The organism is Bacillus sp. HMSC036E02 (assembly GCF_001836235.1).
Classification (GTDB): Bacteria; Bacillota; Bacilli; order Bacillales; family Bacillaceae_G; genus Bacillus_A; species Bacillus_A cereus.
The window spans coordinates 511,685-535,110 of record NZ_KV827856.1 but is presented as its reverse complement, the minus strand read 5'-3'; the positions used below and the strand labels follow the sequence as shown (position 1 = coordinate 535,110).

The following is a 23,426-nucleotide window of genomic DNA, read 5'->3' as shown; positions in this document are numbered from 1 at the left end:
GAATATTTCCAAGCTTGTCCGTATAAGCTAAAATAAGGTATATAGTATTTTGATGAATGTGTTAAAAGAAGATAATACGTTAGGGTGATATAAAATGTGGCGGAAGCTTACGATTATTGTAGTGTTACTTTGTTTAGCGGGATATGCAGCTTATGAACAGTTTGGTCATAAAGAGCAGGCGGTAAAAGTGAAGCAAGAAAAAAGTGAAGCTGCGATGAAAGAGATTATCGCAAGGAATGGTATTGAGATAGGGAAGAGTGCACCGGACTTTACATTAACGAAGTTAGATGGGACAAATGTAAAGTTATCGGATTTAAAAGGAAAGAAAGTAATTTTAAACTTTTGGGCTACGTGGTGTGGACCATGTCAGCAAGAAATGCCTGATATGGAGGCTTTCTATAAAGAACATAAAGAGAACGTAGAAATTTTAGCGGTCAATTATACGCCTTCAGAAAAAGGTGGGGGGGAAGAGAAGGTAAGCAATTTTGCTAAAGAAAAAGGAATTACTTTTCCTATTTTATTGGACAAGAACATTGATGTGACAACAGCTTATAAAGTAATTACGATTCCAACTTCGTATTTTATAGATACAAAAGGTGTCATTCAAGATAAGTTTATTGGGCCGATGACACAAAAAGAGATGGAGAAAAGAGTTGCTAAATTAAAATAATGGTGAAAAGGTAGAGATGGAGAGTTCCCATTTCTGCCTTTTCTTTTTCAAGTAGTAATCACTTCATGATATGATGTAAGAAATATAACCGTTTAGAGATAAAGGAGTGTATGGAGTGGGGAATGTATCCTTACCGTTAGATTATGTTGTAATTGATTTTGAAACAACAGGATTTAACCCTTATAATGATAAAATTATTCAAGTTGCAGCAGTGAAATATCGTAATCATGAATTAGTAGATCAATTTGTTTCATACGTGAATCCAGAGCGGCCAATTCCGGACCGAATAACGAGTTTAACAGGTATTACTAATTATCGCGTTTCAGATGCACCGACGATTGAAGAAGTGTTACCTTTATTTTTAGCATTTTTACATACAAATGTTATTGTGGCCCATAATGCTTCTTTTGATATGCGCTTTTTGAAAAGTAATGTAAATATGCTTGGATTGCTTGAACCTAAAAATAAAGTAATTGATACTGTATTTTTAGCAAAGAAATACATGAAGCATGCGCCTAATCATAAACTTGAAACGTTAAAACGAATGCTTGGAATTCGTTTAAGCTCTCATAATGCATTTGACGATTGCATTACGTGTGCTGCTGTTTATCAAAAGTGTGCAGCTATTGAAGAAGAAGGGAAACGAAAAGTAAATAAGGCTATGCTTGATGAAACTGCGGTATATGAAGCGGTGAAAGAAATACTTGCATGTAATAAACGTAATGTAGAATGGCTACGTTGTATGAACGTAGGAAGTTATTTAGATATAAAAGCTTTTTATCCAGTTATGAGATTAAAGGTAAAAGGGCGAAAGAAATATGTATTAACAGAGATATTAGAAGAAGATGTGAAAGAAATATGTACAAGTTTAAAATGTGAACCGGCGTTAAAAAGTGAAGTTGGTAATACGAGAATTATGCTTAATAGCTTAGAGGATGTTATGAAATTAGAAAGTTATATTTTAGAGCAGTATGATTTTGTATTACAGGCGCTTCATGATTATAAAGAAAATGAAATGAATGCAGATGAAAAGTTGAAAGAGTATTTAAATATTATGGTATAAAAAACTCCGTGTGCAATATATTGTACACGGAGTTTTTTAGGAGTACTAAAACATAAAATTTTCTTGCAAATCTGATTAAAGAGTTTTTTGTTTGCTCATACTATGTAATAAGAAAGCGAAGGAGAGAGGGTGAACAACATGAGAAGAAGTCGCCGTAAATCGTTTGAAGAACTTGTAAATGAAAATAAACAACAATTATTAAGCGATCGTGAGGCAATTGATCGCATTGAAGAGCGCATTGAAAAACGTTATGAAATGAAACTTTTTAAGCAAGCTGAATAATTCTTAACACTAGTACGATACTAGTGTTAAGGAGGCGATAGTAATGGGTAATCCGAAAAAAAATTCAAAAGACTTTGCACCGAATCATATTGGAACACAATCAAAAAAAGCTGGTGGAAATAAAGGAAAGCAAATGCAAGATCAAACAGGTAAACAACCGATTGTTGATAATGGTTAAAGAAAAGGAGAATATTACATTCTCCTTTTTTATGTATAAATTTGAGGAAAGATAGGTAATTTAAGATGGTGTGTATATACAATATTAGGAGGGAAGTACATGCCAAATCCAGATAATCGAAGTGACAACGCTGAAAAGTTACAAGAAATGGTGCAAAATACAGTTGATAACTTTAATGAAGCAAAAGAAACAGCGGAACTTTCTAATGAAAAAGATCGTGCTGCTATTGAAGCAAAAAATCAAAGACGTTTAGAAAGTATTGACTCATTAAAAAGTGAAATCAAAGATGAATCTTAACAAAATGTACAAAAAGGGCTGACTTTTGTCAGCCCTTTTTCGTAATCGTAAAGTTTTCAACAAGTAAACGCCAATTTTGTGGAAATGGCAAGCCAATCTTCCAATAACTAATACCGCCAATGCCCTGCTCTTTCATTAAATTGAATTTACTTTGAATAGACCTCGCATCTTCAAACCAAACTTCATGTTGTACGCCATTTTCGTCAAAGTAATTAAAATGTGGAGCTTGAGCTGTGAAATCATAGCGGATAGGAACATTATATTTACGAGCAAGTGCAACAGCTGCGACAGAGCTAACTGCTTTTGCTGGTGGATTCCCTTGTTTGAACGGAAGTTTCCAATCGAATCCGTATAAGTTTTGCCCCATCATAATTTTTTGGGGAGGCATTTGAGATTTTGCGTATTGAAGTACTTCTTTTACAGGACCGATAGGAGAGATTGCCATTGGTGGCCCGCCCTGCCAACCCCAGTCATATGTCATAATGACGACGAAATCAACAATTTGCCCTTGCGCTTTATAATCATGGGCTTCGAAAAATTTTCCCTTTTGATTTGAACTTGTTTTCGGTACGAGAGTTGTGCTTAATGTGTACCCGCTAGGTAAGCGTGTTTTTACATTTCGTAAAAAGCGATTATACGCCTCGCGGTCTTCGGGTGCTACACTCTCGAAATCGAAATGAATGTCTCGCATGCCATATTTTTCAGCTGTTTGCAAAATGTTAGTAATAAATTTGTTTTGAATCGTTGCATCGCGTAAAATAACCGATGTTAGATCGGCACTGAAATTACCATTTTCAATATTTGTAATAACGAGCATAGGGATTGTTTGTCCTTGCGTTGCAATATTAGCAATTTTAGCTGTTTCAGTAGGTTCTTTTAATGTGCCATCTCTTTTTGCCTCAAAACTAAAATAAGCTAAATATGTTAAAAATGGATTGATGGCACGTGTAGCATTAACTAAACTCTCTTTAATCGGTATAGTGGAAGGTTGTAAATAAGCGATGGATTCTACAGCTCGTTTTGTGCCTTTTGGTACATATAATTGTTGTCCGACATGGAGAATAGATTTTAAAGATAAATTATTAACTTTAGCTAAACTAGCGAGGGGGACATTATATGTTTGAGAAATCCGATAGAGGCTGTCACCAGGCTGTACATAATAATTATTTCCTTTCGTATTAACGATAAGTGCCTGACCAACAACGAGCGTTTCAGCGGGATTTAGTCCATTGTCTTTTACTATTTCGTCAGGTGTTGATCCATATTTTGATGCCAAGCTATATACGCTATCACCGCTACGAACCGTTACAATTTGAATCATATGCTTGCTCCTTTCGGGAAAAGATTCACTATTTTTATTTTATTTTTGATGTCACTGTATTATGATTAAATGTATGCAAGGTAGCAGAAGTGAAAGAAGGCGAATATACATATGTTTGTAGCAGAACATGAAGTTGAAATCCGTTATGCGGAAACAGATCAAATGGGTGTTGTTTACCATTCAAACTACTTAGTGTGGCTTGAGTTAGGTCGCACGAAACTTATACAAGATTTAGGTTTTTCATATGTTGAAATGGAGAAAGAAGGAATTATTTCTCCTGTGTTAGATTTACAAATTTCATACCGTAAAGCGATGCGTTACGGAGAAAAAGCAATCGTAAAAACATGGGTAGATACTGTGAGCCCACTTCGCGTTGTATATGGATATGAAATATATAATGGTGATGGTGAACTTTGTATTACTGCAAGTACGACGAATATTTGTGCGAAAAAAGAAGGGTTCCGCCCTGTATCATTTAAAAAGTTATATCCTGAGTGGTATGCGAAATATGAGGAAATTAAGAAAAAATAAAAAAGCGTGGCAGAAGCCACGTTTTTTTATTTTTCATAATTAAATTGTGGGAAGTCGTCACCTTCGTTAAGTGTAACAGATAAATTATGTCCATCGAAGAACCATTCATCATCGCCTTCAATAAAGAAGTTAATACCTTCTTCTTGAATTTGAACAGCAGGATGTGCAGGATCATCTTTACGAATCCCTAAAGAAAGTCCTTTTTGCACAGTACTGCAACCACCGTATTGTACGAAAAAGCGTAGTGTTTCATTTGATTGTAAGTTTAATTCATTTTTATACCATTGTGCTGCTTCTTTTGTTACGGAAAGATTCATGTATAGTTCCTCCAAATTATGTTGCTTTTTCTTTAGTATAAAAAATAACGCAAAAAGACGCTATTAATATGCTTCACGTTTTCTTTTTGCGTTATGTGGGTTACGATCTTATTTTTGCTTTTTTGAAAAGTTTGCTTTTGGTTCAGTTTTATTTATAATTCGTCCGATATTTGCACGGTGTTTATAAATAACCATACCTGCTAATAAACACATCGCAATAATGAAGATTTTATCCCCGCTAACAATGGATGCAATAACAGCAACAACTGCTGTTACCATAGAAGAAAGTGATACGTATCTTGTTGTAAATAAAAGGGTGAAAAATACAACAGCCAATATTGCAAAAACAACTGGTGAATAGCATAATAGCACCCCAGCAGAAGTTGCAACTGCTTTACCACCGCGGAATTTCGCGAAGATTGGATAGACATGTCCAAGAACAGCCGCTAACCCGAACCATAGTGGATGAATATCTAATCCGAAAATCATTGGTAGACTTGTTGCTAATGTCCCTTTTAAAATGTCAGCAATTGTAACGGTAAAACCTGCTTTTTTCCCTAATGTGCGGAATGTGTTTGTTCCGCCTAGATTACCGCTTCCGTGCTCACGAATATCGATTCCGTAGCCGATTTTTCCAACAACTAGTGCAAATGGAATCGAGCCAAGTAAGTAGGCAACGATAAATAAAAGATATGTAGTAACCATAAGTTCAGTCTCCTTTATTCAAATGTGTTGATAAAGGGTAAAAAGAGTTTTTCCCGTATATTGTACCATACATTTGTAAAGAGCACATTTCTTTTTTGTAAATGAAAAATTCATTATTTCGTGAAAAAAATTTCACAGTAATGTTACATTTCTCACAGAAACAGTAAGACTATATGTAGTAACATTTTAATCAAAAGATAACAACATATTGGTGGAGGGTTATAAATGTTACAAAATAATACACGTGGAGAAGAAGAATTAATGAAAGTGTTCGAGACAATAGTCCACGGCAATGAACAAGATTTAATGCAAGAAAATGCAAATGTAGACGGCCGCTCTCCAATGGGCGTAATGGGAACGTTCGCATCTGAGAGTGCAAAATATTATGCTGTTGAGAATTTATTGTCAGATCAAGTGAAAAAAGCGATAAATGAAAATATATTATATCCACATGATTTAGATTTTTATGCGACAGGAACGACGACTTGTTCACAAATTCCGTTAGCACAAATGCTTGCTAACGGTTTTCATACTGGACATGGACATATGAGACAACCGCAAGACATTAAAAGTGCATTGGCTCTTTCGTCTATTATTTTTCAAGCGAATCAAAATATGCAGCATGGTGGTCAATCGTTTGCACTCTTTGATATTGATTTAGCACCTTATGTACGAAAAACAATTGAGAGACATAAAAAACGATTACAATCATATCCGCTTACGAAAGAACAAATAGAAGAATTTGCATGGAAAGAAACGGAAAATGATACGTATCAAGCGTGTGAGGCTTTCGTTCATAATTCGAATAGTATGCATAGTAGGGGCGGAGGACAAGTACCGTTTATTTCTATTAATTATGGAACCGATACATCAAAAGAAGGAAGAATGTTAATTAAACAACTTTTAAAAGCGACACAAGCTGGACTTGGTAAAGGAGAGACACCGATTTTTCCGATTCAAATTTTCAAGATGAAAAAAGGTGTGAATTTTGAAGAAAGTGATCCGAACTACGATTTATTTGAATTAGCATTAGAGACAACGGCAGAGCGATTATTCCCTAACTTTTCATTTTTAGATGCTCCGTTTAATGCAGTGCATTATGATGGAAGACCGGAAAGTGAAGTATGTTACATGGGATGTCGTACCCGTGTTATGTCTAATATACATGGAGAAGAAACAGCGATTGGTAGAGGGAATTTATCATTTACGTCTATTAATTTAGTGAAATTAGCGTTAATTAGTGGTTCAAAAGAAGCGTTTTTTGAAGCGCTAAACTATTATTTAGATTTAGGAATTAAGCAGCTATTAGAAAGATATGCGTATCAATGTACGAAGCGAGCAAGAGATTTTCAGTTTTTATATTCACAAGGTGTATGGCGTGGTGGAGAAACGTTGCAGCCTGAAGACTCCGTAGCCTCGATTTTAAAACAAGGGACGTTAAGTATTGGTTTTATCGGTCTTGCGGAATGTTTAGTAGCTTTAACAGGAAAGCATCATGGGGAAGATGGAGAATCATGGAAACTTGGGTATGAAATTATTTCCTTTATGAGAGATAGAATGGATAAAGCGACAGAAGAACATCAACTGAATTTCTCAGTAATTGCAACTCCAGCAGAAGGATTATCAGGAAAGTTTGTGAAAAAAGATAGAGAAGAATTTGGCGTGATTAGCGGTATAACGAACCATAATTACTATACGAATTCATTCCATATTCCAGTTTATTATAACATTCAAGCGATAAATAAAATCCGTTTAGAAGGCCCGTTCCATGCTCTCTGTAATGGAGGACACATTACTTATATTGAACTAGATGGAGCAGCAATGCATAACAAAAAGGCATTAAAACAAATTGTACAAGCCATGGCAGAACATGGCATTGGATACGGTTCAATTAATCATCCTGTTGACCGTTGTAAGTGCTGTAGTTATCACGGGGTTATTGGGAATGAATGTCCAAGTTGCGGGAATAAAGATGAGGCTAATATAGAAAGAATTCGCCGTATAACAGGCTATCTTGTAGGAGATATGTCGAAGTGGAATAGTGCGAAACGTAGTGAAGAGATAGATCGGGTGAAACATAAATGAAAGTGATGAATATTATTCATGATAGTGTAGTAGATGGAGAAGGATTGCGGACAGTCGTGTTTTTTGCGGGCTGTCCGCATCGTTGCGTTGGTTGCCATAATCCGAAATCGTGGAATATTTGCAATGGAACGGAAATGACAGTAGAAGAAATTGTGAAAGAGATTGCAAGTAATCCATTAACTGATGTAACATTTTCAGGTGGAGATCCATTTTTTCAAGCTGCTGAAGTGAAAAAGGTAGCAAAAATCGTGAAAGATTTGAAAAAAAACCTATGGATGTATACAGGTTATACGTTAGAAGAGATACAGAGTTCTCAAAATAATGATATGATAGAGTTGTTACATTATGGGGATGTTTTAGTCGATGGAAGGTTTGAAATTGAGAAAAAAGATTTAACACTTCCATTTCGCGGAAGCTCCAATCAACGTATTATTCGATTGAAAGAGTAAAAAGGCGGGATAGATTATATGAACAAAACAGTATTGCTTGTTGAAGATGAAAGAAGATTACGTGAAATTGTTAGTGATTATTTTCGTAATGAAGGCTTTGAAGTAATCGAAGCAGAAGATGGAAAAAAAGCGTTAGAGTTATTTGCAGAGCATGAAATTGATTTAATTATGTTAGATATTATGTTACCGGAAATAGATGGATGGTCTGTTTGTAGAAGAATTAGAAAAGAATCAGCAGTACCAATTATTATGTTGACAGCACGTTCGGATGAGGATGATACATTGCTAGGTTTCGAATTAGGTGCAGACGAGTATGTAACGAAACCATTTAGCCCGAAAGTATTAGTAGCTCGCGCAAAGACGTTATTGAAACGTGCGGATGGTGCGGTAGGAGTAGCGGAAGAAAATGCTATGTCTTTAGCTGGAATAGAAGTAAATCGTCTATCTAGAACTGTTTTAGTAGATGGAGAAGAAATTATATTGACACATAAAGAATTTGAACTTCTTGTGTATTTAATGGAGAACAAAGGAATCGTGTTATCACGTCAACATTTATTAGATCAGTTATGGGGATATGACTATTACGGTGATGACAGAACGGTTGATACCCATATTAAAAAACTTCGAAATAAGCTAGGAGATAAAGCGAAGCATATCGGTACTGTTATTCGAGTTGGTTATAAATTTGAAGAATAATCTAGAACGATTTGTGTAATTTAGCCTAGGGAAATGGCGATTTTATACTCTCTTTTGAAGGTAGAATGTACAAAAAATACTTTTTTTGTCTACAATGTTAGATAGGAGTATTTTTTTAATTAGATTTCACGATGAGTTCACAAGAAGGACACAAAACGTGACTATACTGAAAATACGAATTCACCAGAGAGGGGAAATAAAACATGGGATATTACGACGGACCAAATTTAAATGAAGAGCATAGTGAAACGAGAGAAGTGAGAAAATCAGGTAGTAAAAAAGGCTATTTCTTCACAGGTTTAGTGGGGGCTGTAGTCGGAGCGGTTTCGATTAGTTTTGCAGCACCATATATGCCATGGGCTCAAAATAATGGAGCGCCAGTATCATCATTTAGTTCGGATTCAAAAGTAGAAGGTACTGTAGTTCCTGTTGTAAATAAAGCGAAAAATGAAACTGATTTACCTGGTATGATTGAAGGGGCGAAAGATGTTGTTGTAGGTGTTATTAATATGCAACAAAGTGTTGATCCATTTGCAATGCAACCGACAGGTCAAGAACAACAAGCTGGTTCAGGATCAGGTGTTATTTATAAAAAAGCAGGGAATAAAGCATATATCGTAACAAACAACCATGTAGTGGATGGAGCAAATAAACTTGCTGTGAAGCTGAGCGACGGAAAGCAAGTTGATGCGAAATTAGTTGGTAAGGACCCTTGGTTAGACTTAGCGGTTGTTGAAATTGATGGATCTAATGTAAATAAAGTTGCAACTTTAGGTGATTCTAGTAAAATCCGTGCGGGTGAAAAAGCCATTGCAATCGGTAACCCACTAGGGTTTGATGGAAGTGTAACGGAAGGTATAATTAGTAGTAAAGAACGTGAAATTCCAGTTGATATTGATGGCGATAAACGACCAGATTGGCAAGCACAAGTTATTCAAACAGATGCAGCGATTAACCCTGGTAACAGTGGTGGTGCATTATTTAACCAAAATGGTGAAATAATTGGGATTAACTCAAGTAAAATTGCACAACAAGAAGTTGAAGGAATTGGTTTTGCTATTCCAATTAATATCGCAAAGCCAGTTATTGAATCACTTGAAAAAGACGGAGTAGTGAAACGTCCAGCCCTTGGAGTAGGTGTCGTTTCATTAGAAGACGTGCAAGCTTATGCAGTCAATCAATTGAAAGTACCGAAAGAAGTAACTAATGGTGTTGTATTAGGTAAAATTTACCCAATATCACCGGCTGAAAAAGCTGGTTTAGAGCAATATGATATTGTAATAGCATTAGATAATCAAAAAGTAGAGAATGCTCTTCAATTCCGTAAATATTTATATGAAAAGAAAAAAGTAGGCGAGAAAGTAGAAGTTACATTCTACCGTAACGGTCAAAAAATGACGAAATCGGCTACTTTAGCAGATAATTCAGCTACAAAGAATCAATAATCGAAATAAAAGAAAGTCTCTTTCATATTGAAAGAGACTTTCTTTATCGGCTATACTAAAGGAATAGGAGGGATTAATTATGACAATTGAAAACCCAACTCGTACGGAAATTGGTGAAGTGTTAAAGAAAAGCAAAACAATTGCGGTTGTTGGATTATCAGATAAGCCAGAACGTACATCGTATATGGTTTCAAAAGCAATGCAAGATGCTGGATACCGCATTATTCCAGTTAATCCAACAGTAGATGAGGTGCTTGGAGAAAAGGCAGTTTCTTCACTAAAGGATATTAAGGAACACGTTGACATAGTAAATGTATTTCGTCGCTCAGAGTTTTTAATGGATGTTGCAAAAGAATTCGTAGAGATTGATGCAGATGTTTTTTGGGCACAATTAGGAGTACAAGATGAGGATACATATAAACTTTTAAAAGAAAAAGACTATACTGTAATAATGGATCGTTGTATTAAAGTAGAACATGCGATGACAAAATAGTATAGATTTAAAGGTAGAAAGATTGATTCAGCCCTCATTATAGATAAGTAGGGCCGATGAACGAGGTGTTCATCATGAGATTTTTTAAAGGCTGTTTTTGGGGATTGTTATTTGTAATCCCATTTTGGATCTTGATCATTTGGATCATAATAAAGGTTTGGAATGTGTAATCTTGGAATACATATCCATTTCTCGTTGACAAACGATTATTTTTCTGAAATAGTAGCCTAGAGGAATCCTTGTGAGAAAACAAGGATTTTTCTATTGAAAATGGTATATAAAAGAGATAAGATAACTTGCCAAAACTATAGTCGAGGCGTTATTCTATAATAGAAACATATGTTCTGATTTTGAATTAGGAAAGGGGCAAGGAGTTTGGCGAAGCATCAGTTCCAATATAATGAAGATGCGATTCAAGTGTTAGAAGGACTTGAAGCCGTTCGAAAACGCCCGGGTATGTATATCGGGAGCACGGACAGCCGTGGATTGCATCATTTAGTATATGAAATAGTAGATAACTCCGTTGACGAAGCGTTAGCGGGATTTGGCGACGAAATTTCAGTCGTAATACATAAAGATAATAGTATTAGCGTTATAGATAAAGGGCGAGGAATGCCTACGGGAATGCATAAACTTGGGAAACCTACACCTGAAGTTATTTTAACTGTACTTCATGCCGGTGGTAAGTTTGGTCAAGGTGGTTACAAAACGAGTGGTGGTTTGCACGGTGTTGGGGCATCGGTTGTAAATGCCTTATCAGAATGGTTAGTCGTAACGATTAAGCGTGACGGAAATATTTACGAACAACGCTTTGAAAATGGCGGTGTTCCTGTAACGACGCTTGAGAAAATCGGGAAGACGAAAGAGTCTGGTACTACGATGCATTTCAAACCAGATACAACGATTTTCAGCACAACAAATTATAATTATGAAACATTATGTGAGAGATTACGTGAATCTGCATTCTTATTAAAAGGAATGAAAATCTCAATAAAAGATGAACGAAATGATTTAGAGGATGTATTTCATTATGAAACGGGAATTGAAGCTTTCGTTTCATATTTAAACGAAGAAAAAGATTCCATTCATCCAGTTGTATATTTCACTGGTGAACAAAATGGAATTGAAGCAGAACTAGCATTTCAATTTAACGATGGCTACTCAGAAAACATTTTATCGTTTGTAAATAACGTACGTACAAAAGATGGTGGAACACACGAAGCTGGATTTAAAACAGCGATGACGCGTGTGTTTAACGAGTATGCTCGTAAAGTAGCACTATTAAAAGAAAAAGATAAAAACTTAGAAGGCACAGATATTCGTGAAGGTGTAGCGGCTATCGTTTCGGTACGTGTACCAGAAGAAGTGCTTCAGTTTGAAGGGCAAACGAAAGGGAAACTAGGTACAAGTGAAGCGCGTTCTTCAATTGATGCCATTGTATCTGAGCATTTAGCATACTTTTTAGAAGAAAATCCTGATGTAGCTACACTTCTTGTGAGAAAAGCAATTAAAGCAGCACAAGCCCGTGAAGCAGCCCGTAAAGCAAGAGAAGAAGCGCGTAGTGGTAAGAAAAAGAAAAAATCAGAAGGTACGTTAAGCGGGAAATTAACACCTGCACAATCACGTAACCCGCAAAAAAATGAACTGTACCTAGTAGAGGGTGACTCTGCCGGTGGTTCTGCGAAACAAGGACGAGACCGACGTTTCCAGGCCGTATTACCGTTACGTGGTAAAGTAATTAATACAGAAAAAGCAAAGCTTGCTGATATCTTTAAAAATGAAGAGATTAATACAATCATTTATGCGATTGGTGGCGGTGTAGGAAATGAATTTGATGTTGAAGATATTAACTACGATAAAGTTGTAATTATGACCGATGCCGATACGGATGGGGCTCATATTCAAGTATTGTTATTAACGTTCTTCTACAGATATATGAAGCCACTTATCGAAGCTGGTAAAGTGTTTATCGCACTTCCTCCTTTATACAAAGTAAGTAAAGGAAAAGGTAAGAGTGAGGTAATTGAATACGCTTGGTCAGATGAGGAATTAGACGGTGTAACGAAAAAAGTTGGAAAAGGCTATATGTTACAACGTTATAAAGGACTTGGTGAAATGAATGCGGATCAATTATGGGAAACAACAATGAATCCTGAAACGCGTACATTAATTCGCGTGAAAATTGATGATGCAGCAAGAGCAGAGCGTCGCGTTACAACATTAATGGGCGATAAAGTAGAACCGCGCCGTAAATGGATTGAACGTAATGTACAGTTTGGTATGCAAGAAGAAGGAAATATTTTAGAAAATGAAATGATTATGGAGACGGAGGTGGAATAACATGCAAGCAGAGAAGTTTCATGACCTCCCGCTTGAAGACGTGTTAGGTGATCGCTTTGCACGTTATAGTAAATATATTATTCAAGATCGTGCACTTCCAGATGCACGTGATGGCTTAAAGCCAGTACAAAGACGTATTTTATATTCTATGTATGTAGAAGGTAATGTACATGATAAAGCGTTTCGTAAATCAGCTAAAACAGTAGGTAATGTTATCGGTAATTATCATCCACATGGAGATTCCTCTGTATATGAAGCAATGGTACGCTTAAGCCAAACTTGGAAAGTACGTAATGTTTTAGTTGAAATGCATGGTAATAACGGTAGTGTTGATGGGGACCCAGCGGCAGCGATGCGTTATACGGAAGCTCGTTTATCACCAATCGCATCTGAATTATTACGTGATCTTGATAAAGAAACAGTTGAATTCGTGTCAAACTTTGATGATACGAGTGAAGAACCGGTTGTATTACCAGCAGCGTTCCCGAATTTATTAGTGAACGGATCTACAGGGATTTCCGCTGGTTATGCAACAGAAATTCCTCCGCATCATCTTGGAGAAGTTATTGATGCTACAATGATGCGTATTGATAAGCCAAATAGTACTGTTGATGATTTATTAACAGTTATGAAAGGACCAGATTTCCCAACAGGCGGTATTATTCAGGGGATTGATGGTATTAAAAAGGCGTATGAAACAGGTAAAGGTAAAATTATTATTCGCGGAAAAGCAGAAGTTGAAACAGTGCGCGGTGGGAAACAACAAATTGTAATCACTGAAATTCCTTACGAAGTGAATAAGGCAAATCTTGTGAAGAAAATGGATGAATTACGTCTAGATAAAAAGTTAGATGGTATTGCTGAAGTGCGTGATGAGACAGATCGTACTGGTTTACGGATTGTTGTTGAATTAAAGAAAGAAGCAAACGCCGAAGGTATTTTAAATTATTTATATAAAAATACAGATTTGCAAATTCCATATAACTTTAATATGGTAGCGATCAATAATCGTCGTCCAACACTTATGACATTACCGAAAATTTTAGATGCTTATATTGGACATCAAAAAGAGGTTATTACGAGACGTTCGCAATATGAATTAAGAAAAGCAGAAAATCGTCAACATATTGTAGAAGGTTTAAAGAAAGCATTATCGATTTTAGACCAAGTAATTGAAACAATTCGAGCTTCAAAAGATAAACGTAACGCGAAAGATAATTTAAGTGCAAAATTTGGCTTTACAGAAGCACAGGCAGAAGCAATTGTTTCCTTGCAATTATATCGCTTAACGAATACAGACATTACGGCGTTACAAGAAGAAGCAGATGAGCTTAATAAGAAAATTATTGAGCTACAGGCAATTTTACAAAGTGAAAAAAGATTACTTCAAGTAATTAAAACAGATTTAAAGAGAGTTAAGAAAACATATAGTGATGATCGACGCGCGATTATTGAAGATCAAATCGAGGAAATTAAAATCGATGTAGAAGTTATGATCCCACAAGAAGATGTCATCGTTACTGTAACGAAAGAAGGATATGTGAAACGTACTGGATGGCGCTCACACAATGCCTCAAACGGCAAAGACTTCGGTATGAAAGAGGGTGACATCTTACTTGAACGATTCGATACGAATACGACAGAGACAGTCCTCTTATTTACGAATAAAGGAAACTATATATATCTGCCAGTATACGAAATGCCAGATATTCGTTGGAAAGATTTAGGTCAGCACGTTGCTAATATCGTTTCACTCGACCGGGATGAAACAATCATTTGGGCAACGGTTGTACAGAACTTTGAGGAAGAAAAACGATTTATCGTATTTGTAACAAGAAATGGTATGATAAAGAAAACAGAATTAAATCAATATAAAGTTCAGCGTTATTCAAGGGCATTCGTTGCTGTAAACTTGAAAAAAGATGATGAAGTTGTCGATATATTTGCGACAGATGGAACGAGTGATATCGTTCTTGCTACACACGGTGCATATGCACTTATTTTCCATGAAGATGAAGTAAGTCCAGTCGGTGTAAGAGCTGCTGGCGTGAAAGCAATTAATTTAAAAGAAGATGACTATGTCGCTTCTGGTAAACCGTTAAATGGTGACAAAGATCAACTTATTCTCGTAACACAGCGCGGTGCTGTAAAACGTCTAAAAGCATCAGAAATTGAAAAATCAACGAGGGCGAAACGAGGTCTTGTTATTTTCAAAGAATTAAAACGTAATCCGTACCGCATTGTCGGTATTGAAATTGTTCGGGACGATGAATTAGTTTACATGAAGACAGAGAAAAACATTGTAGAAGAGATTGATCCGAAAGCGTATCGAAATAAAGACCGGTATAGTAATGGTAGCCTAGTGCTAGATGTTAATGATACTGGTGAAGTAGTAGAAACGTGGACGAAGAAAAGACCAGAATAAAGAGGGCATCTTGCTATGAATAATAGCAAGATGCTTTTTTCTAGGCAATTTATTATGTAAATAATAATAATCTTGTTATAATAACTCAATGAAATCGTTCTCATAAAGTGAAACTTTAATCAATGGGGATTTTCTTTATCCACACTGATTATTAGTTGAACCAATCGGGCTTTAACAAGCAGTTGATTTCTCACCTAATTCCTTAGCTTTCGCTGAATTTTTGGTTAGGAATCTTACTGCCTGTTAAAGCGGGACAAATGGAGGGGCAACATGAAAAAAATAGGTGTAGGGATTGTAGGATTTGGTTTTTCTAGTACGACATTTCATATCCCACTATTACAAACGATAGAAGAATATGATATTCGTGCTGTATTATCCTCAAAAGAAGAGGTAGTAAAAGAAACATTACCAAATGCTAATGTTGTTAGTACAATTGATGAATTGGTGAAGCGAGCTGATGTTGACTTAGTTGTTATTACATCACCTAATACAACTCATTTTCCATATGTAAAAGAAGCAATTTTAAACGGTAAGCATGTTGTTGTAGAAAAACCATTTGTTGTCTCAATTGAAGAAGGGGAAAAGCTTATTTCATTAGCAGAGCAGCATAATGTAATGTTAAGCGTATATCATAATCGTCGTTTTGATAATGATTTCTTAACAATTAAGAAATTGTTAGGAGAAAACAGAGTAGGGAATATATACGCATATGAATCGAATTTTGATCGTTTCCGTCCACATGTACGTGATCGATGGAGAGAAAAAAATCTACCAGGCTCCGGTATATTATACGATTTAGGATCGCATTTAATTGACCAAGCGTTATCAATATTCGGGAAACCAGATGCGATAAGTGCAGATGTAATAAAACAACGACCAGGTGCAGAGGTGGATGATTATTTCCACATAGTACTTCATTACGGAGTTAAACGTGTCATTTTACGTAGTAGCAGTTATGTGAAAAAAGCTGGACCGCATTTTATAGTGCATGGAGAGAAAGGTTCTATCGTGAAGTACGGTATGGATTCGCAGGAAGAGCAATTAAAAAATGGAATGAAGCCAGGTGATAACGGTTATGGAGTAGACGATGAAGAGAATTTTGCTACTTTAGAAACAGAAGAAAACTTAGAGCGTATTCCAACAGAAGTCGGTTGTTATGACAATTATTATAAAGGTGTGCGAGATAGTATATTAAATGGTGAGAAACTACCTGTAACAGCAAAAGAAGGTTTAGATGTTATTAAACTGATTCAATTAGCGATTGAAAGCAGTGAAAAAGGTAGAGTCATTTCTATAAAATAAAAAGACACGAAATTCGTGTCTTTTTTATTTTTGTGGAACAGAAAGACCATAGAAGAACATAGTGACTATATCTTGTATATGTTTTTCGCGATTTCCTTCAAGAAGTTGTGCCCCAAAATCATCACCTAATTTTGTAAACATTTGAATGTAAAGTAACATCATTTCTTTAGTAAGGTGTGGATTAATTTCGTTTTTGCGCTGAGCTCGTTCTAATATTTCTAAATACCAGGGTAGGATTTTTTCATTTTGATAACTATAAATAAACTTACGGAGTTCTTCGTCCCTTTGCATCATTTGTAGTAACATATCAGGTTGAAATAATCCGCCAGTATTCATTTTTCTTACAATCATTTTTTGCATCATATCATGAAAAGGTAATTTTTCTTCTGCAAGCTCTTTATAATATTGAAATTCAGATATGATAAATTCTTGTATAAGCTCCCTAAATAACGCATCTTTACTTCCGAAATGATTATAAATTGTAACTTGAGAAACGTTTGCTTCTTTTGCGATATGTTCTATTTTCACTTCATTAAATCCACGTTCTGAAAATAATAAGAATGCTGCTTCTTTAATGGCACGCTTTTTCTTTTCTTTTACTCTTTCAAAGCCGTTCAATGCAATCACCTCACTTAAAATATACAAGAAAAAATAATGGAAAACAATAATTTTGAAATATGGACTGATAAATATTTCAAAAAGTTGTTGCGAATATGAAAGATGAGGAGTACAATGATTTTGAAATATCACACATTAAATATTTCAAAAAATGAGGTGGAATTATGATTTCAGTTCAAGATGTCACAAAACAGTTTTCGAATGGAAAAGGTTTGTTTCATATTACATTTGATGTAAAAGAGGGAGAAGTATTTGGTTATTTAGGACCGAATGGTGCCGGAAAATCAACGACGATTCGTAATTTAATGGGATTTATAAAACCGACAGCTGGTAAAGCGACAATTTTTGGATTAGATTGTTGGAATGAAGCAGCGAAAATTCAAAGGGAAGTTGGTTATCTACCGGGTGAAATTTCTTTTATTGAAGGAATGAACGGATTAGAGTTTTTAAAATTAATGCAAGGAATGCGTGGATTAAAGGATACGAAAAGACGAGATGAACTGATAGAGCGTCTGCAATTTGATGTGAAAACACCGATTCGCAAAATGTCTAAAGGAATGAAGCAAAAAGTAGGGATAGTCGCTGCATTTATGCACGATCCAGAGGTGTTAATTTTAGATGAGCCAACATCTGGACTTGATCCACTTATGCAGCAAGTGTTTATAGATTTAATATTAGAGGAAAAGCAAAGAGGAAAAACAATTCTTATGTCTTCGCATATTTTCACTGAAATTGAGAGAACTTGTGACAGAGTAGCTATTATTAAAGATGGTCGACTCGTAACGGTTGAAAATATTCACGATTTACAAAGTATGAGAAGACAGGTGATAGATGTAACAGTATCATCACAAGAAGAGATTGAGTCTCTTACAAAGTGTAATTTGCAATTTGAAGCGGTAAAAGGCAGAGAGGCATCTATCATTGTACAAGGAAACTATCAAACTGTTTTACAAACACTTTCAAACTACAATGTAACGGCACTTCAAACGAGAGCGATGGATTTAGAACATTTATTTATGCATTATTACGATAAGAAAGAAGGGATAACGCATGAATAAGCAATTATTTTTAGCTAGTTTGAAAGAAACACAAAAAAGTATTTTGAGTTATGCGTCTGGTGCAGCTTTATATCTGTGGTTATTAATTTGGATATTCCCGTCAATGGTATCAGCAAAAGGGCTAAATGAATTAATAGGTGCCATGCCTGATAGTGTGAAAAAAATCGTTGGTATGGAAAGTCCGATTCAAAACGTAATGGATTTTCTAGCGGGCGAATACTATAGTCTATTGTTTATTATCATTTTAACAATTTTTTGCGTAACAGTTGCGACACATTTAATTGCTCGTCATGTAGATAAAGGAGCAATGGCATACTTGCTAGCAACGCCTGTATCTAGAGTACGAATCGCAATTACGCAAGCGGCTATTCTTATATTAGGACTACTGATTATTGTAGCGGTTACGTATGTAGCGGGTATAGTAGGTGCTGAATGGTTTTTAGAGGATAATAACTTAAATAAAGAATTATTTTTGAAGATAAATGTAGTCGGAGGGCTCATATTTTTAGTCGTTAGTGCCTATTCATTTTTCTTTTCTTGTATATGTAATGACGAAAGAAAAGCACTAAGTTATTCAGCGAGTTTAACTATCTTATTTTTCGTATTGGATATGGTAGGGAAGTTAAGTGATAAGTTAGAATGGATGAAAAACCTATCATTATTCACGCTGTTTCGTCCGAAAGAAATTGCTGAAGGATCATATAATATATGGCCGGTAAGTATAAGTTTAACTGCTGTAGCGCTTTGTATTTTTATCGTAGCGATTGTAGTATTTAGGAAGAGGGATTTACCGTTATAGAGTAGAAAGTCCACTGAGAAAGTGGGCTTTTTTTATTTGTAAATTTAAACTAGTATGTTTATTGCATCCTTATAAAGGATATTTATCTTTTTAATTAAAAAAATATTCAAAAAAGTGAACCTTTTTCTAGGTTCATACGTCTAATATATGTAAAGTTAAATTGGAAGTGATGAAGTGAGGATGAAACAGGAGGAGCGATTGTGAAAGTAATCCCTTTATATAAAATGATTATAAAAGAAGAAACGGATGTTTCTTTAGCGAAAAAAGGTGATCATGAAGCCTTTATAGCGCTTATACATACAGAAAAAGTGAAGATGTATCGAATAGCAAAGGCGATGTTACGTGATGAGACAAATATAGAGGATGCGATACAGACAACAATTTTAAAAGCCTATGAAAATATAAAAAAATTAAAAAAAGAAGAATTTTTTCAAACTTGGTTAATTCGAATACTAATAAATGAGTGTAACAATATTATTAGAGCGTATAAAAATGTAATTGTGACAGAAGAGAATGATTACAATATGAGTGCGTGTGATCAGTATGAAGATATAGATTTGTGTAATGCGATTCAATCGTTACATGAAGAATTAAGAGCTGTTACGGTGCTTTATTACTATGAAGACATGAATCAAGAGAGTATAGCAAAGCTGTTAGAAATACCGAAAGGAACAGTGAAATCAAGATTGTCACGCGCGAGGGAACAACTACAAAAACGATTAAAGATGGAATAGGGGGTGTAAAGGATGGATAATGAAAAATTATTTGATGAGAAATTAAAAAAGAGAATAAAAGATGAAAATGTTATAGTACCTCCAGAGTTAAATGAAAAAATTAATGGCACGCTACATAATCTTAAGGTAAAAAAGAAGAGTTACAAAATTCATATGATGATAATTAGTGCAGCGGTTTGTATACTTTCAGTGGTATCTATGTCTGAGTTTTCTATACAAAGTTTTGCGCAAAATGGTGGAGTATTTGAATATGTAAAGAAAAAAGCGTTTTCTGATTATGAAAATGAAGAAGAAATAAAATCGAATGTACATTATCCAGATAAAGAAAAGATTCATCAAAAAATGCTAGATTCTATTGATTATTTTAAAAATATTTCAGGACAATTTGAGGAATATTCTAGCTCATCAAGAATTGCTACAACATATAAGTATGCGATTGATACGGAGAAACAAAGAGGTATCTCTTCGAAAGAAGATAAACTAGCGAAAAAACGAACAATTATATATAACGAGGGCAAGAAAAAAGAGTTTGATGATGAGAAGTATACCTATAAAGAGACAAAATGGAACCCGAAAGGAAGAAACAATGAACTATTAAAATTAAATCCTACGGAAAGGTTAGTGAGAAAATCAGATGAGAAAAAGAGATATGATGATGAATATGTAGGGCTAGCTAAATATAGTATTCAATCAGAATTCGCAGATTTGTTAATTCGATATAAAGATTGGAATTATAAAGAAACGAAATATCTTGGATTAGATTGTTACAAAATTGAAGGAGTTATCAACATAGAGGTGCCTGTTAGCACCTCTGAAGATTTAAGAGGGAAATTCGAAATGGTTGTGGAGAAAAATACAGGGATTATGTTGAAATTTCTTAGTTTTCAAGAAGGCTTGATTCAATATTCAGTTACGACTGAATGGATACAAATAGATAAGGGATTGAAAGAAAGTATGTTTCAAAAGGATAGCGCTAAATATGAAAAAATGAAAAACATATTGGGTGAATAGAAACAGGAGGAGAGTAAATGGGGAATCATTCATCTTTAAGAGAAGAGAAAAATAAGCAAAAATATAAAAAGAAAACGATAGTAAGTTTACTACTGGCGGTATTACTATTTGGTGGAATTGGCTATGGAGCCTATGTATATATGAAAACTTCTAGTCTCGTACAAAAATCTAATTTGAATTTAGCACGAGGCGAAAAATCCAATTTACGTGAGAAATCTGTAAAGCCAATTGCAAATCATGTTTCACTTTTAATTATGGGAATTGATGAAAATCAAGAACGACAAAAGGAATATAATGGTGCATTTCATACAGATGCATTATTGTTAGCGACTTTTAATAAAGACGATAAAACAGTGAAATTAACGAGCATACCGCGTGATACATATACATATGTTCCAGTTGAAAAGAAAAAAGATAAAATAACCCATGCATATGGAAGTGGTTTCGTTAAAAATGGTAAAGATGGAGGACCGCAAGCTTCTGTGGAAGCGGTAGAAAAATTGTTACAGGTGCCTGTTGATTATTTTGTGAAATTTAATTTTGGTTCCTTTACTAAAATTGTTGATGGGTTAGATGGTATTGAAGTGGATGTCCCAGTTGAATTTACGGAGCAAAATAGTAAAGATGAACCTGATGCGATTCATTTGAAAAAAGGATTACAAAAATTAAATGGGGAAGAAGCACTTGCACTAGCAAGAACGCGCCATATTGATAGTGATGCAATGAGAGGACAACGCCAACAACTTGTTATTGAAGCGATTTTAAGTAAATTAAAAAGTGTAGGATCGATTACGAAGTTAGAAAAAATAGTTGAGGCGGTTGATGGTGATTTTAAAACAAATTTAGTAATGGATGATATTTTATCTTTTTATAAATACGGTTTAAACGGTTCAGTTGAAAAAATACAATTAGCTGGTGATGATTTATACTTACCTAATGGCCCAAACGGGCAACGTGTATATTATTATAATCCTAATAAAAAAGATCTACAGAGTTTGAGTAATACTCTTAGAACACATCTAGGATTAAGTGAAAAGCAAATTGAGGAGAATTAAAGCAGACGAAATGTCTGCTTTTTTATTTTTGTAGAAAAGATGTTTTTAGATATATGCATTATTTATTAGCAATAATTAACAAGTATTCAAGTGGTAAATGAGATGAAAGTGATTAAAACAACAAATGTGTATGAATGCGAAATAAGGTTTGAACAACATATGGCATTTTTATGAATATTACTGTAAAAAAATAATTTTTTAAAAATTTTTAATAATAATACTTTACAAAAATTAAAAAATTAGTAGAATAAGAATTAGTAAGAATCGTCTGATAAATATATAGAGAAAAACAGAATTATCAGAAAATTCTTTAATAGCTATCGTTAAGAATTAGGGAGGGTACAAAATGAAAAAGAAACAAATGAAAAAACTAACAGCAGTTGTAGCACCGGTTTTAGCAATGAGCATGGCATTAACAGCATGTTCTACATCAGGTGGAGATAAGAAGACAAGCACAAATTCTAGCTCTAGTGGAGATAGTAAGTCAGGGGAAAAATTAGCAGCAAAACAAGTGCTAAATCGAACAGTAACACAAGAGATTCCGACGATGGACTCTTCAAAATCAACTGATACAGTATCTTCACAAATGCTAGGTAATACGATGGAAGGGTTATATCGTCTTGATAAAGACAATAAGCCGATTCCAGCAGCAGCAGAATCTAGCACGAAAAGTGAAGATGGTAAAAAATATACGTTCAAACTACGCAAAGATGCAAAATGGTCAAATGGAGATCCAGTAACTGCGAAAGATTTCGTATACGCTTGGCAACGTCTATTAGATCCAAAAACAGCTGCTGAGTATGCATTTATCGCATTCCCGATTAAAAATGCAGAAGTAGTAAATAAAGGAGAAAAACCTGTAACTGAATTAGGAGTAAAAGCAGTAGATGATCTTACGCTTGAAGTTGAGTTAGAGCAAGCAGTACCGTACTTCTTAAACTTAGTAGCATTCCCATCATATTATCCATTAAACGAAAAGTTCGTTAAAGAAAAGGGCGAGAAGTTCGGTTTAGAGTCTGATACAACTGTCTATAACGGACCGTTCGTTCTTAAAGATTGGAAGCATGAACAAGGATGGCAATTAAAGAAAAATGATCAATATTGGGATAAAAAGACTGTGAAACTGGAAGAAGTTAACTTTAGTGTTGTTAAAGAGGCTGCGACTTTAGTCAATCTATATGATAGCGGTCAAGTTGACTTTGCTTTATTAAATGGAGAGTTCGTTGATAAATATAGAAGCAAGAAAGATGAATTTGGCACATATTCACAAGTAAGTACGTATTTCATTCGTATGAACCAAAAACGTGATGGACAAGACACGCCATTAAAGAGCAAAAAATTACGTGAAGCAATTGCGTTATCAATTGATAAAAAGAATTTAGCAAATGTAATTTTAAATGATGGATCAAAAGAAGCTGACTTCTTAGTGCCAAAAGGATTAGCAACTGGACCGGATGGTAAAGATTTCCAAGAAACGTTTAAAAACGGTTTGAAACCAAATCCTAAAAAAGCGGCTGCAGCTTGGGAAGAAGCGAAAAAAGAACTTGGAAAA

24 protein-coding genes are annotated in these 23,426 nt (G+C 34.9%); 20 read left to right on the top strand and 4 right to left on the bottom strand.

The genetic code is table 11. The annotated features are described in order from the left end of the window. Positions 1-94: 94 nt before the first annotated feature. From HMPREF2590_RS20650 to tlp, 5 genes are all read left to right on the top strand, one after another. The gene (locus HMPREF2590_RS20650) at positions 95-670 is read left to right on the top strand and encodes a redoxin domain-containing protein (protein WP_000269054.1); all 576 of its coding nucleotides are present in this window, start codon (positions 95-97) and stop codon (positions 668-670) included. A gap of 115 nt (positions 671-785) precedes the next feature. Next, on the top strand, positions 786-1,733 hold the full coding sequence (locus tag HMPREF2590_RS20645) for a 3'-5' exonuclease (RefSeq protein WP_000528750.1): 948 nt from the start codon (positions 786-788) through the stop codon (positions 1,731-1,733). Between the two features lie 138 nt (positions 1,734-1,871). After that, positions 1,872-2,015 (top strand): FbpB family small basic protein, encoded by a 144-nt coding sequence (locus tag HMPREF2590_RS20640; protein ID WP_001254703.1) that lies wholly within the window; start codon positions 1,872-1,874, stop codon positions 2,013-2,015. A 43-nt stretch (positions 2,016-2,058) separates the two neighbouring features. Continuing rightward, positions 2,059-2,193 (top strand): acid-soluble spore protein SspN, encoded by a 135-nt coding sequence (gene sspN / locus HMPREF2590_RS20635; protein ID WP_000527987.1) that lies wholly within the window; start codon positions 2,059-2,061, stop codon positions 2,191-2,193. Between the two features lie 99 nt (positions 2,194-2,292). Next, on the top strand, positions 2,293-2,490 hold the full coding sequence (tlp, locus tag HMPREF2590_RS20630; RefSeq protein ID WP_001133511.1) for a small acid-soluble spore protein Tlp: 198 nt from the start codon (positions 2,293-2,295) through the stop codon (positions 2,488-2,490). 28 nt (positions 2,491-2,518) lie between these two features. Here tlp and HMPREF2590_RS20625 read toward each other — a convergent pair whose 3' ends face one another. Next, positions 2,519-3,811 carry a glycoside hydrolase family 18 protein gene (locus HMPREF2590_RS20625; RefSeq protein WP_000614862.1) on the bottom strand — a complete coding sequence of 431 codons (1,293 nt, stop codon included), beginning with the start codon at positions 3,809-3,811 and terminating at the stop codon, positions 2,519-2,521. 111 nt (positions 3,812-3,922) lie between these two features. Here HMPREF2590_RS20625 and HMPREF2590_RS20620 point away from each other — a divergent pair, with 111 nt between their 5' ends. Further along, complete coding sequence (locus tag HMPREF2590_RS20620) at positions 3,923-4,342, top strand: acyl-CoA thioesterase (RefSeq protein WP_000495812.1); 420 nt, start codon at positions 3,923-3,925, stop codon at positions 4,340-4,342. Positions 4,343-4,368: 26 nt separating this feature from the next. On the opposite strand, the gene HMPREF2590_RS20615 is transcribed toward HMPREF2590_RS20620, so the two are convergent. Together HMPREF2590_RS20615 and plsY are read right to left on the bottom strand one after the other, a co-directional pair. After that, positions 4,369-4,659: a HesB/YadR/YfhF family protein gene (locus tag HMPREF2590_RS20615; RefSeq protein ID WP_001054453.1), complete on the bottom strand. Its 291-nt coding sequence runs from the start codon at positions 4,657-4,659 to the stop codon at positions 4,369-4,371. A gap of 108 nt (positions 4,660-4,767) precedes the next feature. Further along, a complete protein-coding gene (plsY, locus tag HMPREF2590_RS20610) occupies positions 4,768-5,364 on the bottom strand; it encodes a glycerol-3-phosphate 1-O-acyltransferase PlsY (protein ID WP_000258974.1) in 597 nt (198 codons plus the stop codon). A 225-nt stretch (positions 5,365-5,589) separates the two neighbouring features. Between plsY and HMPREF2590_RS20605 the strand changes: the two genes are divergently transcribed. The 8 genes from HMPREF2590_RS20605 (at position 5,590) to HMPREF2590_RS20565 (ending at position 16,599) form a co-directional block, all read left to right on the top strand. Further along, the gene (locus tag HMPREF2590_RS20605) at positions 5,590-7,449 is read left to right on the top strand and encodes an anaerobic ribonucleoside triphosphate reductase (protein ID WP_030027129.1); all 1,860 of its coding nucleotides are present in this window, start codon (positions 5,590-5,592) and stop codon (positions 7,447-7,449) included. Continuing rightward, entirely contained in the window at positions 7,446-7,898 is a 453-nt protein-coding gene (gene nrdG / locus HMPREF2590_RS20600) for an anaerobic ribonucleoside-triphosphate reductase activating protein (RefSeq protein ID WP_000867078.1), read from the top strand. The genes HMPREF2590_RS20605 and nrdG overlap by 4 nt, the downstream gene beginning before the upstream one ends. 18 nt (positions 7,899-7,916) lie before the next feature. Beyond that, a complete protein-coding gene (locus HMPREF2590_RS20595; protein WP_001044679.1) occupies positions 7,917-8,594 on the top strand; it encodes a response regulator transcription factor in 678 nt (225 codons plus the stop codon). Between the two features lie 203 nt (positions 8,595-8,797). After that, the gene (locus tag HMPREF2590_RS20590; protein ID WP_050822049.1) at positions 8,798-10,039 is read left to right on the top strand and encodes a S1C family serine protease; all 1,242 of its coding nucleotides are present in this window, start codon (positions 8,798-8,800) and stop codon (positions 10,037-10,039) included. A 79-nt stretch (positions 10,040-10,118) separates the two neighbouring features. Beyond that, positions 10,119-10,532, top strand: coding sequence for a CoA-binding protein (locus HMPREF2590_RS20585; protein WP_000151390.1), 414 nt, complete (start codon positions 10,119-10,121; stop codon positions 10,530-10,532). A gap of 375 nt (positions 10,533-10,907) precedes the next feature. After that, positions 10,908-12,872: a DNA topoisomerase IV subunit B gene (gene parE, locus HMPREF2590_RS20575; protein ID WP_001062202.1), complete on the top strand. Its 1,965-nt coding sequence runs from the start codon at positions 10,908-10,910 to the stop codon at positions 12,870-12,872. Between the two features lies 1 nt (position 12,873). Then, positions 12,874-15,297: a DNA topoisomerase IV subunit A gene (gene parC, locus HMPREF2590_RS20570; RefSeq protein ID WP_001147465.1), complete on the top strand. Its 2,424-nt coding sequence runs from the start codon at positions 12,874-12,876 to the stop codon at positions 15,295-15,297. Between the two features lie 270 nt (positions 15,298-15,567). After that, positions 15,568-16,599, top strand: a complete 1,032-nt coding sequence (locus HMPREF2590_RS20565) for an oxidoreductase (RefSeq protein WP_000719772.1) — start codon at positions 15,568-15,570, stop codon at positions 16,597-16,599. Between the two features lie 24 nt (positions 16,600-16,623). Here the strand turns inward: HMPREF2590_RS20565 and HMPREF2590_RS20560 are convergent, their stop codons facing one another. Continuing rightward, positions 16,624-17,226 (bottom strand): TetR/AcrR family transcriptional regulator, encoded by a 603-nt coding sequence (locus HMPREF2590_RS20560; RefSeq protein WP_141520204.1) that lies wholly within the window; start codon positions 17,224-17,226, stop codon positions 16,624-16,626. A gap of 155 nt (positions 17,227-17,381) precedes the next feature. On the opposite strand from HMPREF2590_RS20560, the gene HMPREF2590_RS20555 reads away from it, so the two are divergent. From HMPREF2590_RS20555 to HMPREF2590_RS20530, 6 genes are all read left to right on the top strand, one after another. Further along, positions 17,382-18,275 (top strand): ABC transporter ATP-binding protein, encoded by an 894-nt coding sequence (locus HMPREF2590_RS20555; RefSeq protein WP_000626568.1) that lies wholly within the window; start codon positions 17,382-17,384, stop codon positions 18,273-18,275. Further along, positions 18,268-19,074, top strand: coding sequence for an ABC transporter permease subunit (locus tag HMPREF2590_RS20550; protein ID WP_001041436.1), 807 nt, complete (start codon positions 18,268-18,270; stop codon positions 19,072-19,074). The genes HMPREF2590_RS20555 and HMPREF2590_RS20550 overlap by 8 nt, the downstream gene beginning before the upstream one ends. Positions 19,075-19,274: 200 nt before the next feature. After that, positions 19,275-19,808, top strand: coding sequence for an RNA polymerase sigma factor (locus tag HMPREF2590_RS20545; RefSeq protein WP_000864723.1), 534 nt, complete (start codon positions 19,275-19,277; stop codon positions 19,806-19,808). A 12-nt stretch (positions 19,809-19,820) separates the two neighbouring features. After that, entirely contained in the window at positions 19,821-20,819 is a 999-nt protein-coding gene (locus HMPREF2590_RS20540; RefSeq protein ID WP_000368244.1) for a hypothetical protein, read from the top strand. A 17-nt stretch (positions 20,820-20,836) separates the two neighbouring features. Then, the gene (locus HMPREF2590_RS20535; protein ID WP_000526734.1) at positions 20,837-21,874 is read left to right on the top strand and encodes an LCP family protein; all 1,038 of its coding nucleotides are present in this window, start codon (positions 20,837-20,839) and stop codon (positions 21,872-21,874) included. A gap of 346 nt (positions 21,875-22,220) precedes the next feature. Further along, positions 22,221-23,426, top strand: a 1,206-nt coding sequence (locus tag HMPREF2590_RS20530; protein WP_070861505.1) for a peptide ABC transporter substrate-binding protein, incomplete at its 3' end; no start/stop codon positions are given.

Coding starts and splice junctions, on each gene's coding strand:
- HMPREF2590_RS20565 (WP_000719772.1), top strand. CDS start 15,568: ATGAAAAAAATAGGTGTAGGGATTGTAGGATTTGGTTTTTCTAGTACG.
- HMPREF2590_RS20640 (WP_001254703.1), top strand. CDS start 1,872: ATGAGAAGAAGTCGCCGTAAATCGTTTGAAGAACTTGTAAATGAAAAT.
- HMPREF2590_RS20650 (WP_000269054.1), top strand. CDS start 95: ATGTGGCGGAAGCTTACGATTATTGTAGTGTTACTTTGTTTAGCGGGA.
- HMPREF2590_RS20595 (WP_001044679.1), top strand. CDS start 7,917: ATGAACAAAACAGTATTGCTTGTTGAAGATGAAAGAAGATTACGTGAA.
- nrdG (WP_000867078.1), top strand. CDS start 7,446: ATGAAAGTGATGAATATTATTCATGATAGTGTAGTAGATGGAGAAGGA.
- HMPREF2590_RS20625 (WP_000614862.1), bottom strand. CDS start 3,811: ATGATTCAAATTGTAACGGTTCGTAGCGGTGATAGCGTATATAGCTTG.
- HMPREF2590_RS20615 (WP_001054453.1), bottom strand. CDS start 4,659: ATGAATCTTTCCGTAACAAAAGAAGCAGCACAATGGTATAAAAATGAA.
- HMPREF2590_RS20550 (WP_001041436.1), top strand. CDS start 18,268: ATGAATAAGCAATTATTTTTAGCTAGTTTGAAAGAAACACAAAAAAGT.
- HMPREF2590_RS20620 (WP_000495812.1), top strand. CDS start 3,923: ATGTTTGTAGCAGAACATGAAGTTGAAATCCGTTATGCGGAAACAGAT.
- tlp (WP_001133511.1), top strand. CDS start 2,293: ATGCCAAATCCAGATAATCGAAGTGACAACGCTGAAAAGTTACAAGAA.
- HMPREF2590_RS20590 (WP_050822049.1), top strand. CDS start 8,798: ATGGGATATTACGACGGACCAAATTTAAATGAAGAGCATAGTGAAACG.
- plsY (WP_000258974.1), bottom strand. CDS start 5,364: ATGGTTACTACATATCTTTTATTTATCGTTGCCTACTTACTTGGCTCG.
- HMPREF2590_RS20585 (WP_000151390.1), top strand. CDS start 10,119: ATGACAATTGAAAACCCAACTCGTACGGAAATTGGTGAAGTGTTAAAG.
- parC (WP_001147465.1), top strand. CDS start 12,874: ATGCAAGCAGAGAAGTTTCATGACCTCCCGCTTGAAGACGTGTTAGGT.
- HMPREF2590_RS20540 (WP_000368244.1), top strand. CDS start 19,821: ATGGATAATGAAAAATTATTTGATGAGAAATTAAAAAAGAGAATAAAA.
- HMPREF2590_RS20605 (WP_030027129.1), top strand. CDS start 5,590: ATGTTACAAAATAATACACGTGGAGAAGAAGAATTAATGAAAGTGTTC.
- HMPREF2590_RS20535 (WP_000526734.1), top strand. CDS start 20,837: ATGGGGAATCATTCATCTTTAAGAGAAGAGAAAAATAAGCAAAAATAT.
- sspN (WP_000527987.1), top strand. CDS start 2,059: ATGGGTAATCCGAAAAAAAATTCAAAAGACTTTGCACCGAATCATATT.
- HMPREF2590_RS20555 (WP_000626568.1), top strand. CDS start 17,382: ATGATTTCAGTTCAAGATGTCACAAAACAGTTTTCGAATGGAAAAGGT.